We start from the raw sequence: 17,567 nt of genomic DNA, 5'->3' as shown, positions 1-17,567 counted from the left end.
CGAAGCCGATTCAGGCACTTTGCGTGGAGCCCCGATTATAAAGCTCTACCATGTCAAAAACCATCCGCCTCAAGTCTTCTGCCTTGGACGGATGGTTTTTGTGCTATATGTCTTGTTCGGTTATTTCCCTTCCTCTTCAGCTTCCCGGTCTTCATTCACGATGACCGTTGCTGCAACAGGAACCTCAGCCGATTCGTCGGTTTTTCCGTTTTTCCAAGACAACGCTTTTTCCTTGACCTTGCCTGCCCATTCTGTAGTGGAGCTGCCGAGGGAATGAGTTTTTTCCGAAATCGTGCTGGCTAGTTGTTTGGATTTATCCAATACGTTACCTGCAACCTGCTGTGTTTTCTCGGAAACGTTGTGTACGCCTTCTGCCAGATCGGCTCTAAGCTCTTTTCCTGATTTAGGTGCAAGCAACAGAGCGGTCACCGCTCCCAAAACGGTGCCTACTACGGCTCCGATCAACATATCTTTTCCTTTTTTATCCGCTGCCATGCTGTTCATCTCCTTCGTCTTGATCATTCGCCAGTCTTGCCCTTGGGGGAGGCCTTCTGGGCCTGCCATCTTTGCCATAGCTGGATTCCCGTTGTCGTCAGCTCTATCAGGTCCTTAACTGTATCCTGTCGGCTATGTAGCGATTCCCGAGCCTCCAGAACCGTATCGGACAATGTGCGGGAGACCAGCTTCACCGAATGGGATAGCGTACTGGCAGCTTCCCCCGTCTGCTCCATTGCGGCTACAAACCCATCCGTTGCCTTTAATCTTCCCTGTACGTCCTCCAGCAATTGTCTGGAAAGACGAATCGTACGGACCGATTCTTCGGTAGTCAGCTTCAGCTGCACTTGAATGGCGCTTAATGTCTCCTGAGCCTGGGCCATGGCCTTGCGGGATTCTCTCAGCATAAAGAGAAGATACCCTGCCAAGACGATGAAAGCCAAGGACGCCAGGCTTACGCTGATTTGCCAAATCACGTACCGCCACCTCCCCCACTGGCAACTTTCCTAGACGAATGCCTATGGAATAGTACATTATAAGTAGCAGGCGCCTGTTTTGACACTGAAAATGGAAAAATTTTTTCTACCCATACCAAAATAAGGCCCCCAAAGGGGCCTTAGGGGTTGTTGAGAAACCCTGTTATGCCTGAACTATGCTACATATGGAGGTGGGGTATGCCTCGGAGGAGTTTACGTCCGCCTTTGAAACCCGTGAAAATACCGCTAAATATAATAACATTTCACGGGTTTCAATAGCGGCTGGAGGGGCATACCCCACCGGAGTATATTGGCAATAGTTCAAGCTCTCCAGGTTTCTCAACAACTAAAAAGGCCCCCGAAGGGGCCTTACCTCATCACTTCCATTTTTGCTGCTGCAAAAACGAAGTGACCTTTTGAACTGCGTCTTCAGGATTTTCGACGGGAAGGTGAATGAAGTCATTCGCATGCTTTTCGCCGGAATGCTCATAACGCGGATCATAGTAATGCTCGAGAAGCAGCGCGACCGCCGCGGCATACTGGTTCATGATGAGCGCCCTTTCGATTTCAGCCGCAATCGGAGTATGGAGCCGCCGACGTATCCGTTCAAATGCCGTGAGGCATTCTTCTTTGTGAGCCGCGGGATCGTAGTCCTCCATAATGTGCCTTATCCTGGCTTCCATCGGCATGTCCAAATGCAGCTGAATTCCCTTATCCTTCGCTTGGACCAGAAAATCGGGCATGACGGCTTTGCCGATCCGCTTGCTCTCCGCCTCCATCACTATGAAGGGACGATCGTTATACCGGAGCAGATCTTGAAGCAGAAGCGCTTCAAAGGTTTTTTGATTATTCGGCTTCAGGCCGATTTGTCCGAAGATGGAGCCGCGGTGACCTGCAAGCCCCTCGATATCCAGTACGGGAATACCTTGCTCAGCCAGCCTGTGCAGCAGCGTGGTCTTCCCGGTTCCTGTATAGCCGTTGATTACGATCATTTGCGGCTTCAATTCGAAATGCTCGAGCGATTTGACAACCCACTGGCGGTAAGAGCGGATACCGCCAGCCAGCCGATAAACACGGATGCCCATAAGCGAAAGCACTGTGGCCGTTGTTCTGCTTCTCATGCCTCCGCGCCAGCAGAAGACGGCCTTGCGGGAATCAATCTCTTCGAATTGCTTAATAAATTTCGGAAGCTTGGCGGAAATAATCTCAAGCCCCCGGTCTTTGGCTGCCTGAAAGCTGACCTGCTTGTAGATCGTGCCGATTTCTGCACGCTCCGCATCGTCGAGAAGCGGAATGTTCATGCTCCCGGGAATGGTGAAATCCCGGTACTCGCCCGGCGATCGAACATCAATCAGCGTCAGGTCCTGCTGTTGCTCCAGCAGCTCTTCTACGGTGATATCTTGAAACAATTGCCTCTCTCCTTATATAAAGAACGAATTCGCTTAAGCAACCGTCCTTCATGGTTCCTGCTGCAGACCGATTCGGCTACAGCGTATCAACAACTTGAATCTGCCCCGGATGATCGCTCGTCACTTCACCGATCAAAGCAGCCTCTACGCCGGCCTGAACCAAGCTGCGAAGCAGCTTGTCAGCCTCTTCGGCCGCCACGGAGATGAGCAAGCCGCCGGAAGTGACCGCATCGCACAAAATCCATTGATCGATCTGATCCATAGAGGAAGGGAAGGTTACAGTGCCTTCCAGATGTGCGTAATTGTTCTTCGTGCCGCCTGGAACAAACCCGGCTTCAGCAAGCTCGCGGACACGCGGCAGAACCGGAACCTGGCGGAAGCCGATGCGAACGCCGACCGAGCTGCCCTTCGCCAGCTCCGCAGCGTGGCCCAGCAGGCCGAATCCGGTTACATCCGTACATCCATGCACAGAGAACGGCTCCATCACTTCAGCAGCTGTTTTGTTCAGCGTGCTCATAACTTGGGTCACACGCTTGACCTCTTCCTCGCTCAAGGCATCCTTTTTGATAGAAGTCGTCATAATGCCCACTCCGATAGGCTTGGTCAAAATTAATTTGTCGCCTGCCTTCGCTCCCGCATTCGGCTTCACTTTATCCGGATGGATAATGCCCGTAACCGCCAGACCGAATTTCGGCTCATTATCGTCAATAGAATGACCGCCTACCAAGGTCGCTCCCGCTTCCTGCACTTTATCCGCCGCCCCGCGCAAAATATCGGCCAAGACCTGCTTATCCAGCTTTTTGATAGGAAATGCCACAATATTGAGCACGGTCAGAGGCTTTCCTCCCATGGCATAGACGTCGCTGAGCGCATTGGCAGCGGCGATTTGACCGAAGGAGTACGGATCATCCACAATCGGTGTAAAAAAATCAACGGTTTGAACAAGCGCCAATTCGTCGGTCAGCTTATAGACCCCGGCGTCATCGCTCGTATCCAGGCCAACCAGCAAATTGGGATTCGGCATGGCTTGAGGCAGCGTTTTGATGACCTGCTGAAGATCCGCCGGACCGATTTTACAACCGCAGCCTCCTTTGCTCGAAAGCGAGGTTAATTTGATTTTATCTGTTAGCCCTTCACTCATGGAAATCGACTTCCTTTCTCTCTTATACAAATACCGTTTATACCAACATTATCACAGTATTCCCCGAAAATACAGATTTGGAGCTTAGATGGACAGGCAAAAAATAACCCTTCGTGATGGGGCGATTCTGATAAGAAAAACTACTTGATTTCGAAGCTGAATCAGGTATTTTGAAGGGGAACCCGTCTTATATGCAAAAAAGCCGGCGAATGAGCATAACTCATCCGCCAGCCAGCCTGTTTAGCTGAGAAACTGTCCGTTCTCCATAATCGAACGGTCATCGATGTATACCGTCGGCTTCGTAACGACGCCGTCAATATGTACTCCTGCGGCAATGACCCCGCCGAAGGTATTGTTGCTGCCGAACGCAACGTGAATCGTTCCGTATACCTTCTCATCCTCAAGCACGACGCCGGTAATCCGGGCCTTGTCGTTGGTTCCGATACCGAATTCGCCCAACTGACGCCCATCCCCGTCGCCCAGAATTTGAAGCAGCCTTGCAGCATCCGGGCCTGCCGCATCGACAATACGGCCCTTTTCGAGAGTGACCTTAAGCGGGGATTGCAGCTTGCCTATTCCCGCTACAGAGCCGTCAATAACAATCTGCCCTTCCGCCGTTCCTTCCATCGGCGCAATATAGGCCTCACCGGATGGCAGATTGCCCGACTCCCCCGGGTTCAAATACATGCCGGTGCTCGGAACTCCGTTCCTGCCAGCGATCGAGAAGGTTAAGATGCAGCCGTCCTTCTCAATCCGAACCTTTTGACCTTCGGTCAATATATCTGTGACCTTCTCCGTCAGCTCCTTCACCTTCACATAATCCGCGGAGATTGCCCCCTCCAGGAACATGTCTTCGGTAATGCCCGGCATAGTCGCCAGCCTGGCACCAGCTGCCGCTGCCTGCTTGCGGGCCTGCGTATGGGTCAAGGAATGCTTCGTGATGCAGACCACCACGTTGGAATTAGCCATTGCCGTCGCAACGGGCGCAGGCGGCTCTTCCCCCGACTTGGATCGTTCCTTCATAACAACAAGCATCGATTCCGCTCCAAGCTGCTTTCCCGCTTCGAATAGGGACTCGGCCAGCTCCTTCTTCACTTCGTCGGCAACGACCAAAAAGGTTTCGTTCTCTTTAAGCCCCAAACAGTTTTTCAGGACGTTCTTGCTAATTTCTGTAAGTTTCGGATTCATCGTCTGTCTTCCTTTATCGTCAAATCATTTCCGATACTAATTTTGCCATAAGTGCATTGGACAATACAACTGGTAATCCGGAGGCTTGGGCTGCAAGCTCCCGGGCTTCCTCAGTATAACCCATGCAGTCCATCACGATGAGATCCGCTTTGTCCTTCAGCTCGAACGCCGCCTGCCGATAATGATCCGGTTGATGAAAGTAAGGTGAAGCGACGGCAAAGAGCGGATTGAGGCCCAGAGATGTATATTTGGGCTTAAGATCCTCCTTCTGTTCCTCGAGCGGTACGATCACACCTAATCGTCTGCCTCCAGCCATAGCTTTCAACGCAGGAGGAAGAATATGGTCCGGTTCGATCAGATAAGAAGTCGTTGTGCGAAGCCCCGGAAATACACCGGTGCACAGAAGCAGGATCTGCCTGATCCCGCTCCGCTCCAGCTCCGTAATTTTCTTTTGCAGGATGGGCTGAATCTTCTCACGGGACATGACGACGGAATCCCCGTTCCTCAGTCGTGAGGTCAGCACATAATCCCCTTCTCTCGGGCTTACCTGCTGTTCTATAGCTTCCTTATCCATTCCATCCAGTACACCGACCTGTACAAGCTCCGCGCGACCCTCCAAATATTTCTCCATGATGGGCGCCACATCGGGCCGGGGAGCCTGGCCGATAGTAATCATTCCTAATTGGGCTGCCATCCTAATGCTCCTTCCCCGCCAAGGGAGGGCTGATGCCCTCGTCTAGGCCTTCCCCGAGGTTTGAAGAATTTTCATCGAGCCGTACAGCTGCTGGATTCGTGCGAACTCCTGTTTACTGTAAAATTCGCAGGTGCCGTTGGTAACCTCCTTGGCGACCTCGACGGCAAAGCGGACGGCCGTAGCAATGTCAATCTCATGGCTGGCCCCCGTACCGCAGCCGGGAACGATGGATTGTGCGGTAATCGCAACCCCCACTACCGGTGCATCCGTTGCTACAGCCGGCTGGAGGATCGAATTGATATGATATAGATCATTACCGTACGGAGTAATATCCTGTGTGGTGACCGGAAAGGTGACCGGCAGCTGTCCGGTTGTCATTTCCATAATGCGCAGCAAGTCGTCGCTGATCCGCAAAATATAGCCTTCCTTTACCGTCGGCGAAATCGCGATGCCTTTATGATTAATCACGCGGTTCCCTTTGGTCGTATCTATGGACAGAATTGCCTCCATCTCTGGAACGATCTCATGCTGGTTCATGGTTAAAATATCGACCGGCGAATCCATGAAATCAACCGGCTCATGGGGTCTGGTCGGAGCGTCCGGGCAAATGTGAGTCGTCACGATCACATCACCCTTTAACGAGTCTCCTCGCGTTTGCATTTCTGCGAGCTTCAAGGCGGAGGCCACAGCAGCCACCGCGCCGTCTGCATCAGACACAAGCCCGATGCGCGTCGGACGCGCCCCGATTCCGCCAAGACGGCCTACGATGCCGAAGGTCGGGGCGTTTCCTCCTTTGCTTTTGCCCTCCGTACCCGGAATAACCATCTTAATGAAATCCGTGCTGCCCTTCTCTCCCTTAACGACCGTTACCTGAACGGAAACGTTCGGATAATCCTTGAACAGCTGCTTGACCCTTTCTCCGTTTACAGTTCCATCGTCCAATACATCCAATGTAATAAGCGTCTGCTTTAATGTCATCCTTGGAACCCTCCGCTGCGTCTTGTTAGTTTATTTGGCATGCAAATAAGGCAGAATCGATTTGTGGATAATGTCCTCCACCGGCTTCATCAGCTTCTCGTTGCTCATCGTGGTGCTAAGCAGCAGCTTGCTCTTCGGCACAGTTATCACCGCTAATTGCTGACCCTTTTGAATGGCAGCCGTTACGATAGGCTTGGCTGTCCTGGCATCCAATGTCATGATGAGATCGGGGAACGTCGCTAATCTCTCGCCGTCCTTCTCCAGCGTCATGTACTCGTTCCAGAAGGTCATTTCGTGAGAGCTATCAATTCGCACCGTTCCGACATCGAAGCCGCCGGCCGTTTCCAGCTGGAATTCAGTGACCGTCCCTGTCACGATCACTTGTCCTCCCAGCTTGGCAACCACCGAATCGATGGCCGCTTCTCCCTTGTGAGCAAGAAGAGCCTCTCCGACCTCGATGGCTTGAGTAATAGCTCCCGGGGCACCGTTGGCCAAAGCGTAAGCCCGTGTCACAGGGTTGCGCGCCACTGCCACCAGCCCCCCGGCTTCGATCGAAGCCTTGCGAATCAAGGAAGCGGCCTTGTCAAGCGACCCGGAAATACTGATTTCCACGTAGTTATCCTCTTTACCGCCTACCCCCGCCTGGTGGGACAGGTAGCCTTCTACCTCGGACAAATTCATCGAGCCCATGGCGCCTGTAGGATGCGCCCTCCCATTGCAGGCAAAATCGACAAGCGGAATCCCTGTGATGGCGGACTGAAACCAGCCGTTGACGGTCGTACCCGCACCATTCTCGTTCGTATGAAGCGCATGAACGGTTTTGCCGATTTTTTGCGTTAAAATGTCCAAAGCCTTGCCGTAATGAATCGGCTTCACGAACTGGTCCTTGGCGGCTGGAGCGCCTACCATCGACACCGTTACAAACAGGTCGTCATCATGGAACTCGTCTATGCTGTACAGCTTAGGCTGTCCGATCTCGAGGGCCAGCCGGCCAATCTGAAGGCCGTCATCGATCCATCCGCCCCCGCCGCCTCCCAGCACGGCCCCGCCATACACCGCGTATTCCACCATTTGTTCATCCAGCTTGATAATTGCCATGGAGGTACCTCACTTTTTCATTTTGAATATCGAGTTAAAGAAGCTGTACAGCGCATCCCCGGCGATAAAGCCGGCAGCCAAAATGCTCATCGGGGTTTCGGCGACCTTGCCTTTGGTTTTGAGCACGATAAGGCGCAGCGCAATACCAACCAGCACGGCCCAGCATGCATTCGGCGTCGCTATGAGCAGCCCGGTTGCAAACAGAACGCCGATCTGCCGGGTCGGCCCGCCGAGCAATTGGACGATGGCACCCGGAATGGCCCAAATCAGCAGCTGCTTCGCCACCGTAGGTGATGTACCCGCTTCGATTGTAGATACGTATACCTTGTCAATCGGAGGGACCAGGTTCTGGGAGAAATAACTGTTGTAGGTGACAAGCACCGTCAACAGCGCGACGCCGAAGGCGATCATCCCCGTAATGTACTGTTGCTTTCTTCCCTGCAGCTCGTATTCCTTGTTCTCCCCGTTACCGCGAAGAATATAGCCTGTTTTGAGGTCGTAGCCCATATCGGCGAACGCAGGTCCTGTTGCGGCGCTGAAGCCTGCGAGCAGAGCGAGCGCAATCGGCGGGAAGCCGATCATCATTCCGAACAGAAGCGTTATGAAAGCTACGGCAAAGGCCGGGAACCAGCCGGAATGCATGGCCGCGATACCTACGATCAGCTCATGAACGAAAGCGGCAAAGGCGGCGAAAACAATGAAGCCGATCAGCATCCCCGCGGACATTTCGGAGACGATCCCGCCGATAAACGCGATAAGCAGCGCAATGACCAGATAAGCGACGAATCCCCAGCTTAGAGCTCTCCTTGCTTCTGGAACCGACCGCGTGAGCTTGCTCTCGTCGATCTCGTCGCCTGCCTGCTTTCCGTCCCTTTTTTTGGCCGGATTGCTGAAGATAAGCATCCCCGCCTGGATGAGAGCGATTATGCCTGCGCCGATCATAACGCCGTGAGCGATATACAGCTTATTGACGTCGACATGGAACCATGGAACCGAATATTGGCGGATCATCAACCCGATACCGAACATCGTAAGCGCCCAGATGTTGCCGATAAATGCGACACCGAACGCGGACATCGAAATATTGAAATAAGATCCGATTAGCCCGACAACGGCTCCTACCCCAAGCAAGCCTGCACGTTTGCCGCCCGTATCGCCTGCTTTAATGGATTCGGCTGTCGCTACTCCGGGAGCCCATGTACTGGATGCCGGGAACAGCTTCGAGTCGAACAATTTGTACAAAATCGCGGCATCGACGAACATAGCCAGCGCCGCCCCGATAAGCATCGGTATGACCAGATTAGGCGCCCCCATAGCAAAGGGGATTCCTATCGGAATCAGCAGGCTGTTGGCAGCCCCGAAGGTAGCGGACGAAATGGAGGTCTGCACCAGATTTTGACGGTGCACCGATTTATACTTTTTCAGCATTTGAACCGGTATTCTTGCGATAAGCATAGCGACCAGCGCGCCGATAATCGCCGTACTGGGCGTTACCCCGAGCGTCGTCACGATTTGCATGCCGATAATAGCTCCCAGCACCGCGGTTACAATGTTTAGAACTAGCGCAAACGGCTCGAATATACTCGGATGGTTCTTTTCATTATCCATGAAATCATCCCCCTTGGGTTGCGGCAGAATCTTCTCTGCGGCCTAGGCCCCCTGTTTTTTACATACCCATTATTCGCTTTTTCAGGTTTGAACATTCCTTCTCAGGAACAGCTTGTACTGTGCTCATTCTGGCAGTACAGGCAATTGCAGCCAGGGCATACGACCGTTTGTATCGCTTTGGATAGGTTCAAAGATTAACAACCGCGCCAAAGCATGGCATAATAGATTCATAACTTATAGATAAGGTGGATGGGTATGCTGAGGGAAGAAGGCTTGCGGCTTATTGAGCAAACGAGAATCATCGCGATTGTCCGCGGTGTAGAGGAAGGCCATATTGCCGGTGTGGCTCAAGCGCTGCTGGACGGCGGCGTAAAAGTGATGGAGGTTACCTTGAATACTTCCGGAGCGGAAAGCATGATTGCCAGGCTTCAAGAACAGTTTGGGGATCGCATGTACATAGGAGCAGGGACCGTGCTGGACCGGGAGGATGCCGAGAAGGCATTCAAGGCAGGCGCCTCTTATCTGGTCACCCCTAATATGGATGAAGACGTCATCCGCTATGCCGTAGAGCAAGGTGCTCCGGTATTCCCAGGAGCCATGACGCCGACAGAGGTGGTTAAAGCCTGGAAGGCGGGAGCGACAGCTGTAAAAATATTTCCGGGAGCCAGTCTAGGCATCGGTTACTTGAAGGAGCTGCAGGGACCGTTAAGCCATATTCCGATGGTAGCCGTCGGCGGTGTAACGGAGGACAATATCGCCCAGTTTCTGCAAATCGGCTGCTATGCTGTAGGCATAGGCGGCTCGCTCGTCAATTTGAAGGAAATCGCGAACGGCAACTACGAATGGATCCTAGAAAAAGCAGCGCGTCTAACCGCACGCACCCAATCCCAAGGGTAACCGTGTACAAAGCTTTTTTACCATTTTATGCTCAACGCAGATAATAGCTTTCCCTGAAGGGCTGTGCCTGAACGGGAGAGCTTTTTTTTACAATGGCAATGTTTTATTGCAAGGGCTTCTTCGGAACCTTGGACGGAAGGGGTTCACTCCACCGGGGCAGCGAAGCAGGTGCTCCGGTTTTTCTACAGACTCGCCCACTTGGTTGGGGCTATTTTATTGGCACAGGCTGCCTCCGGCTTTGCAGCTAGGTCACCTCCTCATTTACAACGTAACATTGTTATGCTACACTAGGTTTGCAAGGAGGTGCTGCCGCATGGAACAAGAGATCATATCCAAGAAAGACCTGCTGGAGCAAACCGGCCTGTCCTATGGCCAGCTATACCGATGGAAACGGAAAAATTTGATTCCTGAGGAATGGTTTATACGCAAATCAACCTTTACAGGGCAGGAGACCTTTTTTCCCAAGCATAAAATACTGGCCCGGATCGATAAGATCAAAAATATGAAAGACGATTTGTCATTGGATGAACTGGCTGACCTGCTTTCTCCGGCCCCTACGGAAATATCGCTCTGGAAGCAGGAGCTTATAGACCGTAACATTGTTTCGAATGTTGCTTTGAATTTCTTTACAGATCGTCTCGGGGACACGGACATCTTTCCTTTTGAACGTATTCTCTATCTATTCATTCTGGAGAAAATGCTCCAGACCGGCGAGATGAGTCTCGATGAAGGAGCAATTTTGCTGCAGGTCCTTAGCGAGCATTATCCTAAACTGCAGGATAGCCGCGGGGACATCATCTTTATAAGAAAAATGGGCATCTCCACCTTTTTACTGTGCTCCGGTTCTGGCGAAGTATTCTTTGAGTCCGGCGTTCGAGTCGTTACCCGTTTGAACGTTGCCGCTTGCATTGAAGAATTGAAATTGAAAATCAACTGAATGGAAGGTGATTCTTATGGCAGAAGCATTAAGACAAAGGCTGGTGCTTGCCGGCTCGGGAAGCGCGTCGGGGGGTGTCTATCAGGAGGTCAAAATTACAGGAGAAGGACAGGTTATCGGCAATCTGGACTGTACCGACTTCAAAATTTACGGCACAAGCCGCGTAGACGGCAATATCCAATCCCGGTCATTCAAGATTTTCGGAACGTCCGTTGTCGTAGGCAATGTAGATTCGGACCGGGCATACATTTACGGCACCTCAGATATCGGCGGAGATCTTTCCGTCAAGCGGCTTAAGCTGTACGGCAGCTCCGATATCGGAGGCAGCCTGACAGGGGATCAGCTGCAAATCGGCGGCGAGGTCACCGTGCTGAAGGATTGCGAGGCCGAATCGTTTACCGCCAAAGGAGCCTTTACCATCGGCGGTCTGCTGAACGCGGGCACGGTTCACATCCAGCTGTTCGGACCCTGCTCCGCTAGAGAAATTGGCGGGGAGACCATCAAGGTAACCCGTTCCGGGTTGGCCTACAGCCTTCACAAGCTGCTTCACTCCCTCGCTCCCCGGACCGAAAATAACCTCACGGCGGATACTATCGAAGGCGATAACATCTATCTGGAATACACGAAGGCGAGAGTCGTCCGCGGCAGCTCCGTCCATATAGGTCCAGGCTGTGAAATCGAATGTGTGGAGTACAAGGAGCATTTTGAGCAGGCCAAAAACTCCGTCGTTCATCGCAGTGACCGTGTATAGCTTAAGGTACTAGAAAAAGTTAGTACTTATGGAAGCAGACCGTTCGTCTTACAATCATCTCATAATCGACTGATCCATAATGGAAGTGAGATGACAGACATGAACGATCTGCTGCGAAAATCGTGGATTCACCTGCTGGGGGCGATGTTTATTGTAAGCTCGTTCCTCTATTTGTTCAAGTATACCTGGAGCCAGGGCTGGATTTCGGATACAGTAAAAATCGGCCTTGGTCTTGCCATTGGTATCGGCTGTGTATTGGGCGGTTTGAAATGGATGCAGCGGTTCCCTCTCTCAGGAGAAATTATCGCAGGCATGGGAGCCGCGCTGCTGTACACCACATTCAGCTTCTCCGGCATCTACTTCGCGCTGTGGGATTCCATGACCGTCTTGATCTGCATGCTGACATTGACGAGCCTCCTTGGCGTGCTGGCCTACAAGGCCCAGCTTCGGATCTTGATGAATGTCGGGCTGATTGGTGCGCTGATGTCCCCCATGATCTTGAGGCCGGAGACAGATCAAGTATTTACCCTATTTCTCTATCTGCTGGTAGTTAACGTTGTCTTCTTCTTCCTCAGTATCCGCCAAAGCTGGACCGAGCTGCGCCTCGTGTCCTTTATCGGCACCTGGGTGCTCTATACGATCTACTATATTCAATTCGATCCGGACGTCTCCACGCTTTGGAGTCTGCCTTTCGGTTATGCGTTAGCCGCCTACGGGTTCTATGTATTGGCGTTTCTGATCTCATCCTGGAAGCAGAATCTCCGCTTTGACGGCTTGAATTTGTATCTCGGGGTACTGAACGCGATCGTGTTCGGGGGATGGTCGATCGTGATTTTGAACGGAATCGTCCCTTTTGCCTACCCTCTCTTGCTTATGGGGCTTGGCTATATCCTCTTAGCCGCTCTCGTTTTCCGTTTGACTTCTTCCTTCGATGCCGCTGTGCTCACCAAATTATCGGGCGGCGGACTGCTTCTGTTAATCGCCTCGACCCAGCTTGGCAAAGAACTGGCTGTGAAGCCTCTGCTCAATGTATACTTCTGGCTGATGATTACCTTACTTCTGTATGCCGCCGGAGCTTGGAAGAGGCTTGAAGGGCTGAGGGCCTCGGCCATTGGCGTATGGTTCGCAGTCGTGGTCTATTGGTTCTTCGTCACATGGACAGCTCCTTGGGGCGTTTGGTTCGGAGTATATATCCCGTTCCTTAACTGGTCTGCGCTGGCATGGGAACTTCTTGCCGCCATGGGGTTCTACTTCTCTATACGCGGGTCTTTTGCCGTGCTGCGTCCGGAAGACAACCGCCTGTTATCCATCGTTTACTCCGTCACAAGCCACCTCATCTTAGGCGGTCTGCTGACGGTCCAGGTGAAGAATATGATTGCGGAATATGATCTATCCCGCTTCCTGGATTTGCAGCTTACTTTATCGATATCGTGGGGGCTTTATGCTTTGCTGCTATTTATGTGGGGGGCATACAGCAGACAATCGTTATTTCGCGTATTCGGCTCGCTCGTGCTCCTATGCGTAGCAGCCAAGACTCTGGTCTTCGACCTGGCCGGAAGCGAAACCTTCTATAAAGTGATTGTTTTGTTCGTCCTGGGCATCATTACTTTCGGCATTGCTTATATTAACGGAAAATGGCAAGCCGCCGGCCCCGGGATAACCAGCGAAACGGCCGAGCAGGAACCCTAGGTCATCTCAGGTATTCATTTAATAATGATCAGAAAAAAAACCATCGCCGCGCTTGAATAGAAGCGAGGGATGGTTTTAGTTTTTGGGTTGTATGACATACGAGCACTTGTTGCCGCCTTTGACCAGACATTCTACGCGTTGAACGTCGGCTTCCAGCAAGGTCTCGAACATATTCAATTCGCATTGGCACGCATGATTGTACTGATTGGCAACCTGGGATATGGGGCAATTATGTTCATTAATGACGAACTCGCCGTTCTCCCCTTCGGACCAATCGACCATGTAGCCGTTCGAGTTTTGAATCTCGGCAAGCGTCTTAACGCGTTCAGGCAGCGGCTTTCCGCTGACTTGACCTTCATAACGGCCGATCAGCCGCTCCTTGCGCTTCTCGAACAGCAAGTCCACTTTGCCTTGTCCGGCTTCCTCCACCAGCTCGCTTAACAAATCCAGCGTTAAATGATGGTACTTCTTCGGAAAGAGATCATCGGCATTCTCCGTCAGGGAGTATAAGTTGGTAGGCCGGCCCATCGCCTGACGCACCAGCTTCGCCTCGATCAGACCGTCCCGCTCCATCGTGTTCAAATGTCTCCGCACCGCCATCTCCGTAATGCCTAGCTGCTTAGCCATTTCACTAACGGTCAATGCCCCGCTCGTCTTAAGCATGGTCAATATGACTTTGCGCGTCGATACATCCTGTTCCTGGTTCATCCGGTCTCACCGCCTTCCTCGTAAGTATGGGAATCCGAGTCGTTCCCTTCAGCCATTAAACGTTCTGATACATCTCATTGTATACGAAATACGACAATAAGTAAATTAGTATACTAAAATGTATCAAAAAGCCTAATTATGGCGATTTCAGGAATAACGGATTATACCATTTCCTTACTGATAAAGGCAGGAACCGCTTCGGCGAATGCGGTTAATACCGCCGGAAGCTCTCCAATCAGCGGATGCAGCGATTCCCGCGGATAAGAGGCAAAGTCCTGAACCAATGGCCGGCGAAGCTGAACCAGACGCTTCAGCACCTGTGCCGTTGCTTCATCAAATACGCGTTCTCCCGCAAGAATTTCTATAATGTCCTCGTAGCTGCTCGCATCTCTCATCATAAAAGCGTCGATAAGCAAGCTTCCGATATCCGTCACCGTTTCAATGGCCAGATGAAGTACCCGTTCCTGCGCCAAATGAAGCAGCAGCTTCCCTTCTTCCCCCTGCCATTGCTCCGTCAGCTCGCGGCAGGCATGTGACAGCGTCGGCAAAAATTGAAGACGCACGTTAATTTGTTCATGGTTTACGTAATACATCGTTGTTATCTCCGTTTCTTATTTCTCCATTTGGACCACAGCAGAATCGCCGGAAAGGAGAGAATTAGTAAAAAAATCAGCAGGACCGCCTGCATCAGGTATTCATAGCTCATCCGTATTATTGCCCCTTCTTCAGCTTGTCTGCATCTGCCCTCAGCTGTCTGCTGTAGGCCCAATGGTTGGTCGGTCCATGTCCGGCACCGATGCCCAGCTCATCCCGAATCGCCAGCGTTATAAACCGCTTGGCCGTATGCACCGCCTCCAGCAGGCTATGCCCCTTGGCCAGCTCGGCTGCAATACAAGCGGAAAATGTGCATCCGGTGCCATGCGTATGCCGTGTCTCGTAACGCTCGGCCGTAAATAAGTGAAACCGTTCTCCATCATATAGAACATCCGTAGGCTCACCTGAGCTGTGGCCGCCCTTCACCACCGCCGCACCGGCTCCGAATTGCTGCACCAGGCGGACTGCCGCTTCCTTCATCTCATCCAGCGTCGTAATCCGGAGTCCGGTAATAACCTCCGCTTCAGGGATGTTAGGGGTTACGACAGCGGCTACCGGAAGCAGCTGCGTCCTTAATGCATGCTGGGCGCTTTGCGCAAGCAGGCTTGCTCCCCCCTTGGCGATCATAACCGGATCGACGACAAGCTTAGTGATCCCGTGCTTCTTGATTTGGGCCGACACCAGCTCGATCACCTCAGGCTGGGACAGCATCCCTGTCTTGGCCGCGTCGACGCCAATGTCGCCGATAACCGCCTCCAGCTGCTTCTCTATACCTTCCAGAGGAATATCATATATGCCGTGCACGCCTAACGTATTTTGTGCCGTCACTGCCGTAATGGCGGACATTCCATAGACATCAAGCATTTGGAACGTTTTCAAATCCGCCTGAATGCCGGCGCCCCCTCCGCTGTCCGACCCTGCTATCGTTAGTGCTTTATAGACCTTATCCACCATGATACCTCCTCGTTCAGCTTACCCAAGCCTTCCTATCTTCAATAAGTGTATCTATCCGCTTTCCCAGCGTCAAGTTTCTAGTTATTGATATTTTTATGACAACTTGGGCAAACGCTTTGACGGTGCAAAAGGGCTGCGTTATGATGAAAAGAAGAACCTTTGAGGGAGCTTTACGATGAATAAGCACGCACTGCATGTTATGACCACAGGCAAGCAGCAATTGAGCGAGGTTGCCGATATATTGAGGCAATGTCCGACCGAGTGCATCGATGTGCTGCACATTCGGGAGAAAACACGCGGAGCCCGCGAGATCACGGAGTGGTATGCACAGCTCAAGCCCTTGCTGAAGGCAAGCGCCGTCTTTATCAATGACCGTCTGGATGCGGCTCTGGCCGTTCAGGCCCCCGGTGTCCAGCTCGCTTATAACAGCTTAAGCGTATCGCAAAGCCGTCATATTCTGCCCCCGGCCGCACGAATCGGATGCTCCGTGCATTCCGTGCAGGAAGCCGTGGACGCGGCTCAACAAGGCGCCGATTATGTCCTGTTCGGCCATATTTATGAATCGAATTCGAAGCCGGGACTCGCCCCGCGCGGAATCAAGGCATTAGCCGAGGTCGTGGACGCTTGTCCTGTACCCGTGATCGCCATCGGGGGCATCGAGCCTGATCTCGTCGAAGAAGTACTATCTACAGGGTGCGCCGGCATTGCCGTGCTGTCTTCGGTTCTGCTTCATCCGCAGCCGGCCGGACAAATCGTTCGCTTTCGCGAAGCTATCGATCGTACCCATCATATACCTAGGAGTGGATTTCATTGAACAGCACGACCTCAGCTATTATTGTAGGGGGAGGCATTATCGGCAGCGCCGTTGCACTGGAGCTGATCCGCGCCGGAGTCCGCTGCACGCTGATCGATAAGGGTGCTCTGCTTCAAGAGGCCTCCACCGCTGCCGCCGGAATGCTGGGAGCTCAGGTAGAAATTCACCAGCCCGGCTCCTTCTATGAATTATGCCGCCTCAGTCAGCGGCTGTATCGGGAATGGACGGAAGAATTGGAGCAGCTAAGCGGTGTCTCTGCTCAGTATATCCAGCAAGGCATCCTGCGCATAGCATGGAACGAGGAGGACGAGCAGGAGCTTAGAAGCCGGCTGGCTTGGATTCAGGATGCGGAATGGATGGAAGCGGACGCTATGAGAGAATGGGAGCCTGCGATTGCTTCCGATGTCCGTGGAGGCCTGTATTTCTCCAAGGATCATCAGGTGCATCCGGTCCACCTGGCCAAGACGCTTCAGGCTGCTTTACATAAGCAGGGCTGCGACATTCGGGAATGGACGCCGGTCTTCAATCTCGTAGAACGAGGCGGACGCATTATCGGTGTAAGAACATCCGAAGGAGAATTGTTTGCCGATCATGTTATTGTATGCGCAGGGGCATGGAGCCCTGCGTTGACCGAACCGTTCGGCTTCCGTCTTCCGATGTTTCCGTCCAAAGGACAGTGCATCTCCGTCAAGACCGACGCCCCTTTGATCAAGAAAACGATATTTACAAAGGGCGGATATATCGTGCCGAAGCAGGACGGAACGATGCTGATCGGCGCAACCCAAGAGGAGGCCGGATTCGACAAGCGATGCCACGTTTCCGCGGTAAGCGCGCTGCATGCCAAGGCGGCCAGGCTGCTTCCTGCGCTGGAGCAGGCCGAGCTGGTCAGCACTTGGGCGGGACTTCGTCCAGGCACTCGGGACGGGCTGCCTTACATGGGAGCTTCCTCCAAGCTGCCGGGACTGATCTTCTCCACCGGTCATTACCGTAACGGGATCTTATTGGCCCCGGGCACCGGCAAGCTCATCCGTCAGCTCGTGACGGGTCAGCAGCCGGATATGGATTTATCAGCCTTTACGCCGGACCGGATGTTTGCCGCCGTAGACTAACTGCCACCTATTTAATGAACGGCATAA

Annotated in this window: 18 protein-coding genes; 6 read left to right on the top strand and 12 right to left on the bottom strand. The window is 52.6% G+C overall.

The annotated features are described in order from the left end of the window. Positions 1-120 precede the first annotated feature (120 nt). The 9 genes from B1728_RS02335 to B1728_RS02295 all read right to left on the bottom strand — a co-directional run bounded on the left by B1728_RS02335 (position 121) and on the right by B1728_RS02295 (position 9,087). Positions 121-495: a YtxH domain-containing protein gene (locus B1728_RS02335; RefSeq protein ID WP_079908963.1), complete on the bottom strand. Its 375-nt coding sequence runs from the start codon at positions 493-495 to the stop codon at positions 121-123. 23 nt (positions 496-518) lie between these two features. Next, positions 519-971, bottom strand: a complete 453-nt coding sequence (locus B1728_RS02330) for a DUF948 domain-containing protein (RefSeq protein WP_079908553.1) — start codon at positions 969-971, stop codon at positions 519-521. 377 nt (positions 972-1,348) lie between these two features. Continuing rightward, a complete protein-coding gene (gene mnmH / locus B1728_RS02325) occupies positions 1,349-2,380 on the bottom strand; it encodes a tRNA 2-selenouridine(34) synthase MnmH (protein WP_079908552.1) in 1,032 nt (343 codons plus the stop codon). 76 nt (positions 2,381-2,456) lie between these two features. Beyond that, positions 2,457-3,521 carry a selenide, water dikinase SelD gene (selD, locus tag B1728_RS02320; protein WP_079908551.1) on the bottom strand — a complete coding sequence of 355 codons (1,065 nt, stop codon included), beginning with the start codon at positions 3,519-3,521 and terminating at the stop codon, positions 2,457-2,459. A 240-nt stretch (positions 3,522-3,761) separates the two neighbouring features. Then, on the bottom strand, positions 3,762-4,709 hold the full coding sequence (locus B1728_RS02315; protein ID WP_079908550.1) for an aminopeptidase: 948 nt from the start codon (positions 4,707-4,709) through the stop codon (positions 3,762-3,764). Between the two features lie 19 nt (positions 4,710-4,728). After that, the gene (locus B1728_RS02310) at positions 4,729-5,403 is read right to left on the bottom strand and encodes an AroM family protein (RefSeq protein ID WP_079908549.1); all 675 of its coding nucleotides are present in this window, start codon (positions 5,401-5,403) and stop codon (positions 4,729-4,731) included. A 42-nt stretch (positions 5,404-5,445) separates the two neighbouring features. After that, positions 5,446-6,381 carry a DUF1177 domain-containing protein gene (locus B1728_RS02305; RefSeq protein WP_079908548.1) on the bottom strand — a complete coding sequence of 312 codons (936 nt, stop codon included), beginning with the start codon at positions 6,379-6,381 and terminating at the stop codon, positions 5,446-5,448. Between the two features lie 30 nt (positions 6,382-6,411). After that, the gene (locus B1728_RS02300; RefSeq protein WP_079908547.1) at positions 6,412-7,479 is read right to left on the bottom strand and encodes an S-methyl thiohydantoin desulfurase family protein; all 1,068 of its coding nucleotides are present in this window, start codon (positions 7,477-7,479) and stop codon (positions 6,412-6,414) included. A 9-nt stretch (positions 7,480-7,488) separates the two neighbouring features. Continuing rightward, positions 7,489-9,087, bottom strand: coding sequence for an OPT/YSL family transporter (locus tag B1728_RS02295; protein WP_079908546.1), 1,599 nt, complete (start codon positions 9,085-9,087; stop codon positions 7,489-7,491). 255 nt (positions 9,088-9,342) lie between these two features. On the opposite strand from B1728_RS02295, the gene B1728_RS02290 reads away from it, so the two are divergent. From B1728_RS02290 to B1728_RS02275, 4 genes are all read left to right on the top strand, one after another. Beyond that, complete coding sequence (locus B1728_RS02290; RefSeq protein WP_079908545.1) at positions 9,343-9,984, top strand: bifunctional 4-hydroxy-2-oxoglutarate aldolase/2-dehydro-3-deoxy-phosphogluconate aldolase; 642 nt, start codon at positions 9,343-9,345, stop codon at positions 9,982-9,984. Positions 9,985-10,297: 313 nt separating this feature from the next. After that, complete coding sequence (locus B1728_RS02285; protein WP_079908544.1) at positions 10,298-10,921, top strand: YhbD family protein; 624 nt, start codon at positions 10,298-10,300, stop codon at positions 10,919-10,921. Between the two features lie 16 nt (positions 10,922-10,937). Next, positions 10,938-11,672, top strand: a complete 735-nt coding sequence (locus B1728_RS02280) for a bactofilin family protein (protein WP_079908543.1) — start codon at positions 10,938-10,940, stop codon at positions 11,670-11,672. 99 nt (positions 11,673-11,771) lie between these two features. Next, positions 11,772-13,361 carry a DUF2339 domain-containing protein gene (locus tag B1728_RS02275; RefSeq protein WP_179135847.1) on the top strand — a complete coding sequence of 530 codons (1,590 nt, stop codon included), beginning with the start codon at positions 11,772-11,774 and terminating at the stop codon, positions 13,359-13,361. 75 nt (positions 13,362-13,436) lie between these two features. On the opposite strand, the gene B1728_RS02270 is transcribed toward B1728_RS02275, so the two are convergent. The 3 genes from B1728_RS02270 to thiD form a co-directional block, all read right to left on the bottom strand. After that, positions 13,437-14,069: a helix-turn-helix transcriptional regulator gene (locus B1728_RS02270; RefSeq protein ID WP_079908541.1), complete on the bottom strand. Its 633-nt coding sequence runs from the start codon at positions 14,067-14,069 to the stop codon at positions 13,437-13,439. Between the two features lie 161 nt (positions 14,070-14,230). Further along, positions 14,231-14,662 carry a DUF86 domain-containing protein gene (locus tag B1728_RS02265; RefSeq protein ID WP_079908540.1) on the bottom strand — a complete coding sequence of 144 codons (432 nt, stop codon included), beginning with the start codon at positions 14,660-14,662 and terminating at the stop codon, positions 14,231-14,233. A 118-nt stretch (positions 14,663-14,780) separates the two neighbouring features. Then, complete coding sequence (thiD, locus tag B1728_RS02260) at positions 14,781-15,617, bottom strand: bifunctional hydroxymethylpyrimidine kinase/phosphomethylpyrimidine kinase (protein ID WP_079908539.1); 837 nt, start codon at positions 15,615-15,617, stop codon at positions 14,781-14,783. A 175-nt stretch (positions 15,618-15,792) separates the two neighbouring features. Here thiD and B1728_RS02255 point away from each other — a divergent pair, with 175 nt between their 5' ends. Both B1728_RS02255 and thiO read left to right on the top strand, forming a co-directional pair. Then, on the top strand, positions 15,793-16,431 hold the full coding sequence (locus tag B1728_RS02255) for a thiamine phosphate synthase (protein WP_079908538.1): 639 nt from the start codon (positions 15,793-15,795) through the stop codon (positions 16,429-16,431). Then, entirely contained in the window at positions 16,428-17,540 is a 1,113-nt protein-coding gene (gene thiO, locus B1728_RS02250) for a glycine oxidase ThiO (RefSeq protein ID WP_256865198.1), read from the top strand. The genes B1728_RS02255 and thiO overlap by 4 nt, the downstream gene beginning before the upstream one ends. Positions 17,541-17,567 lie beyond the last annotated feature (27 nt).

The sequence above is a fragment of the Paenibacillus sp. 32352 genome (assembly GCF_002042965.1).
Classification (GTDB): Bacteria; Bacillota; Bacilli; order Paenibacillales; family NBRC-103111; genus Paenibacillus_S; species Paenibacillus_S vulneris.
The sequence above is the reverse complement of the archived record's forward strand: the minus strand, read 5'-3'. Positions and strand labels throughout refer to the sequence as shown.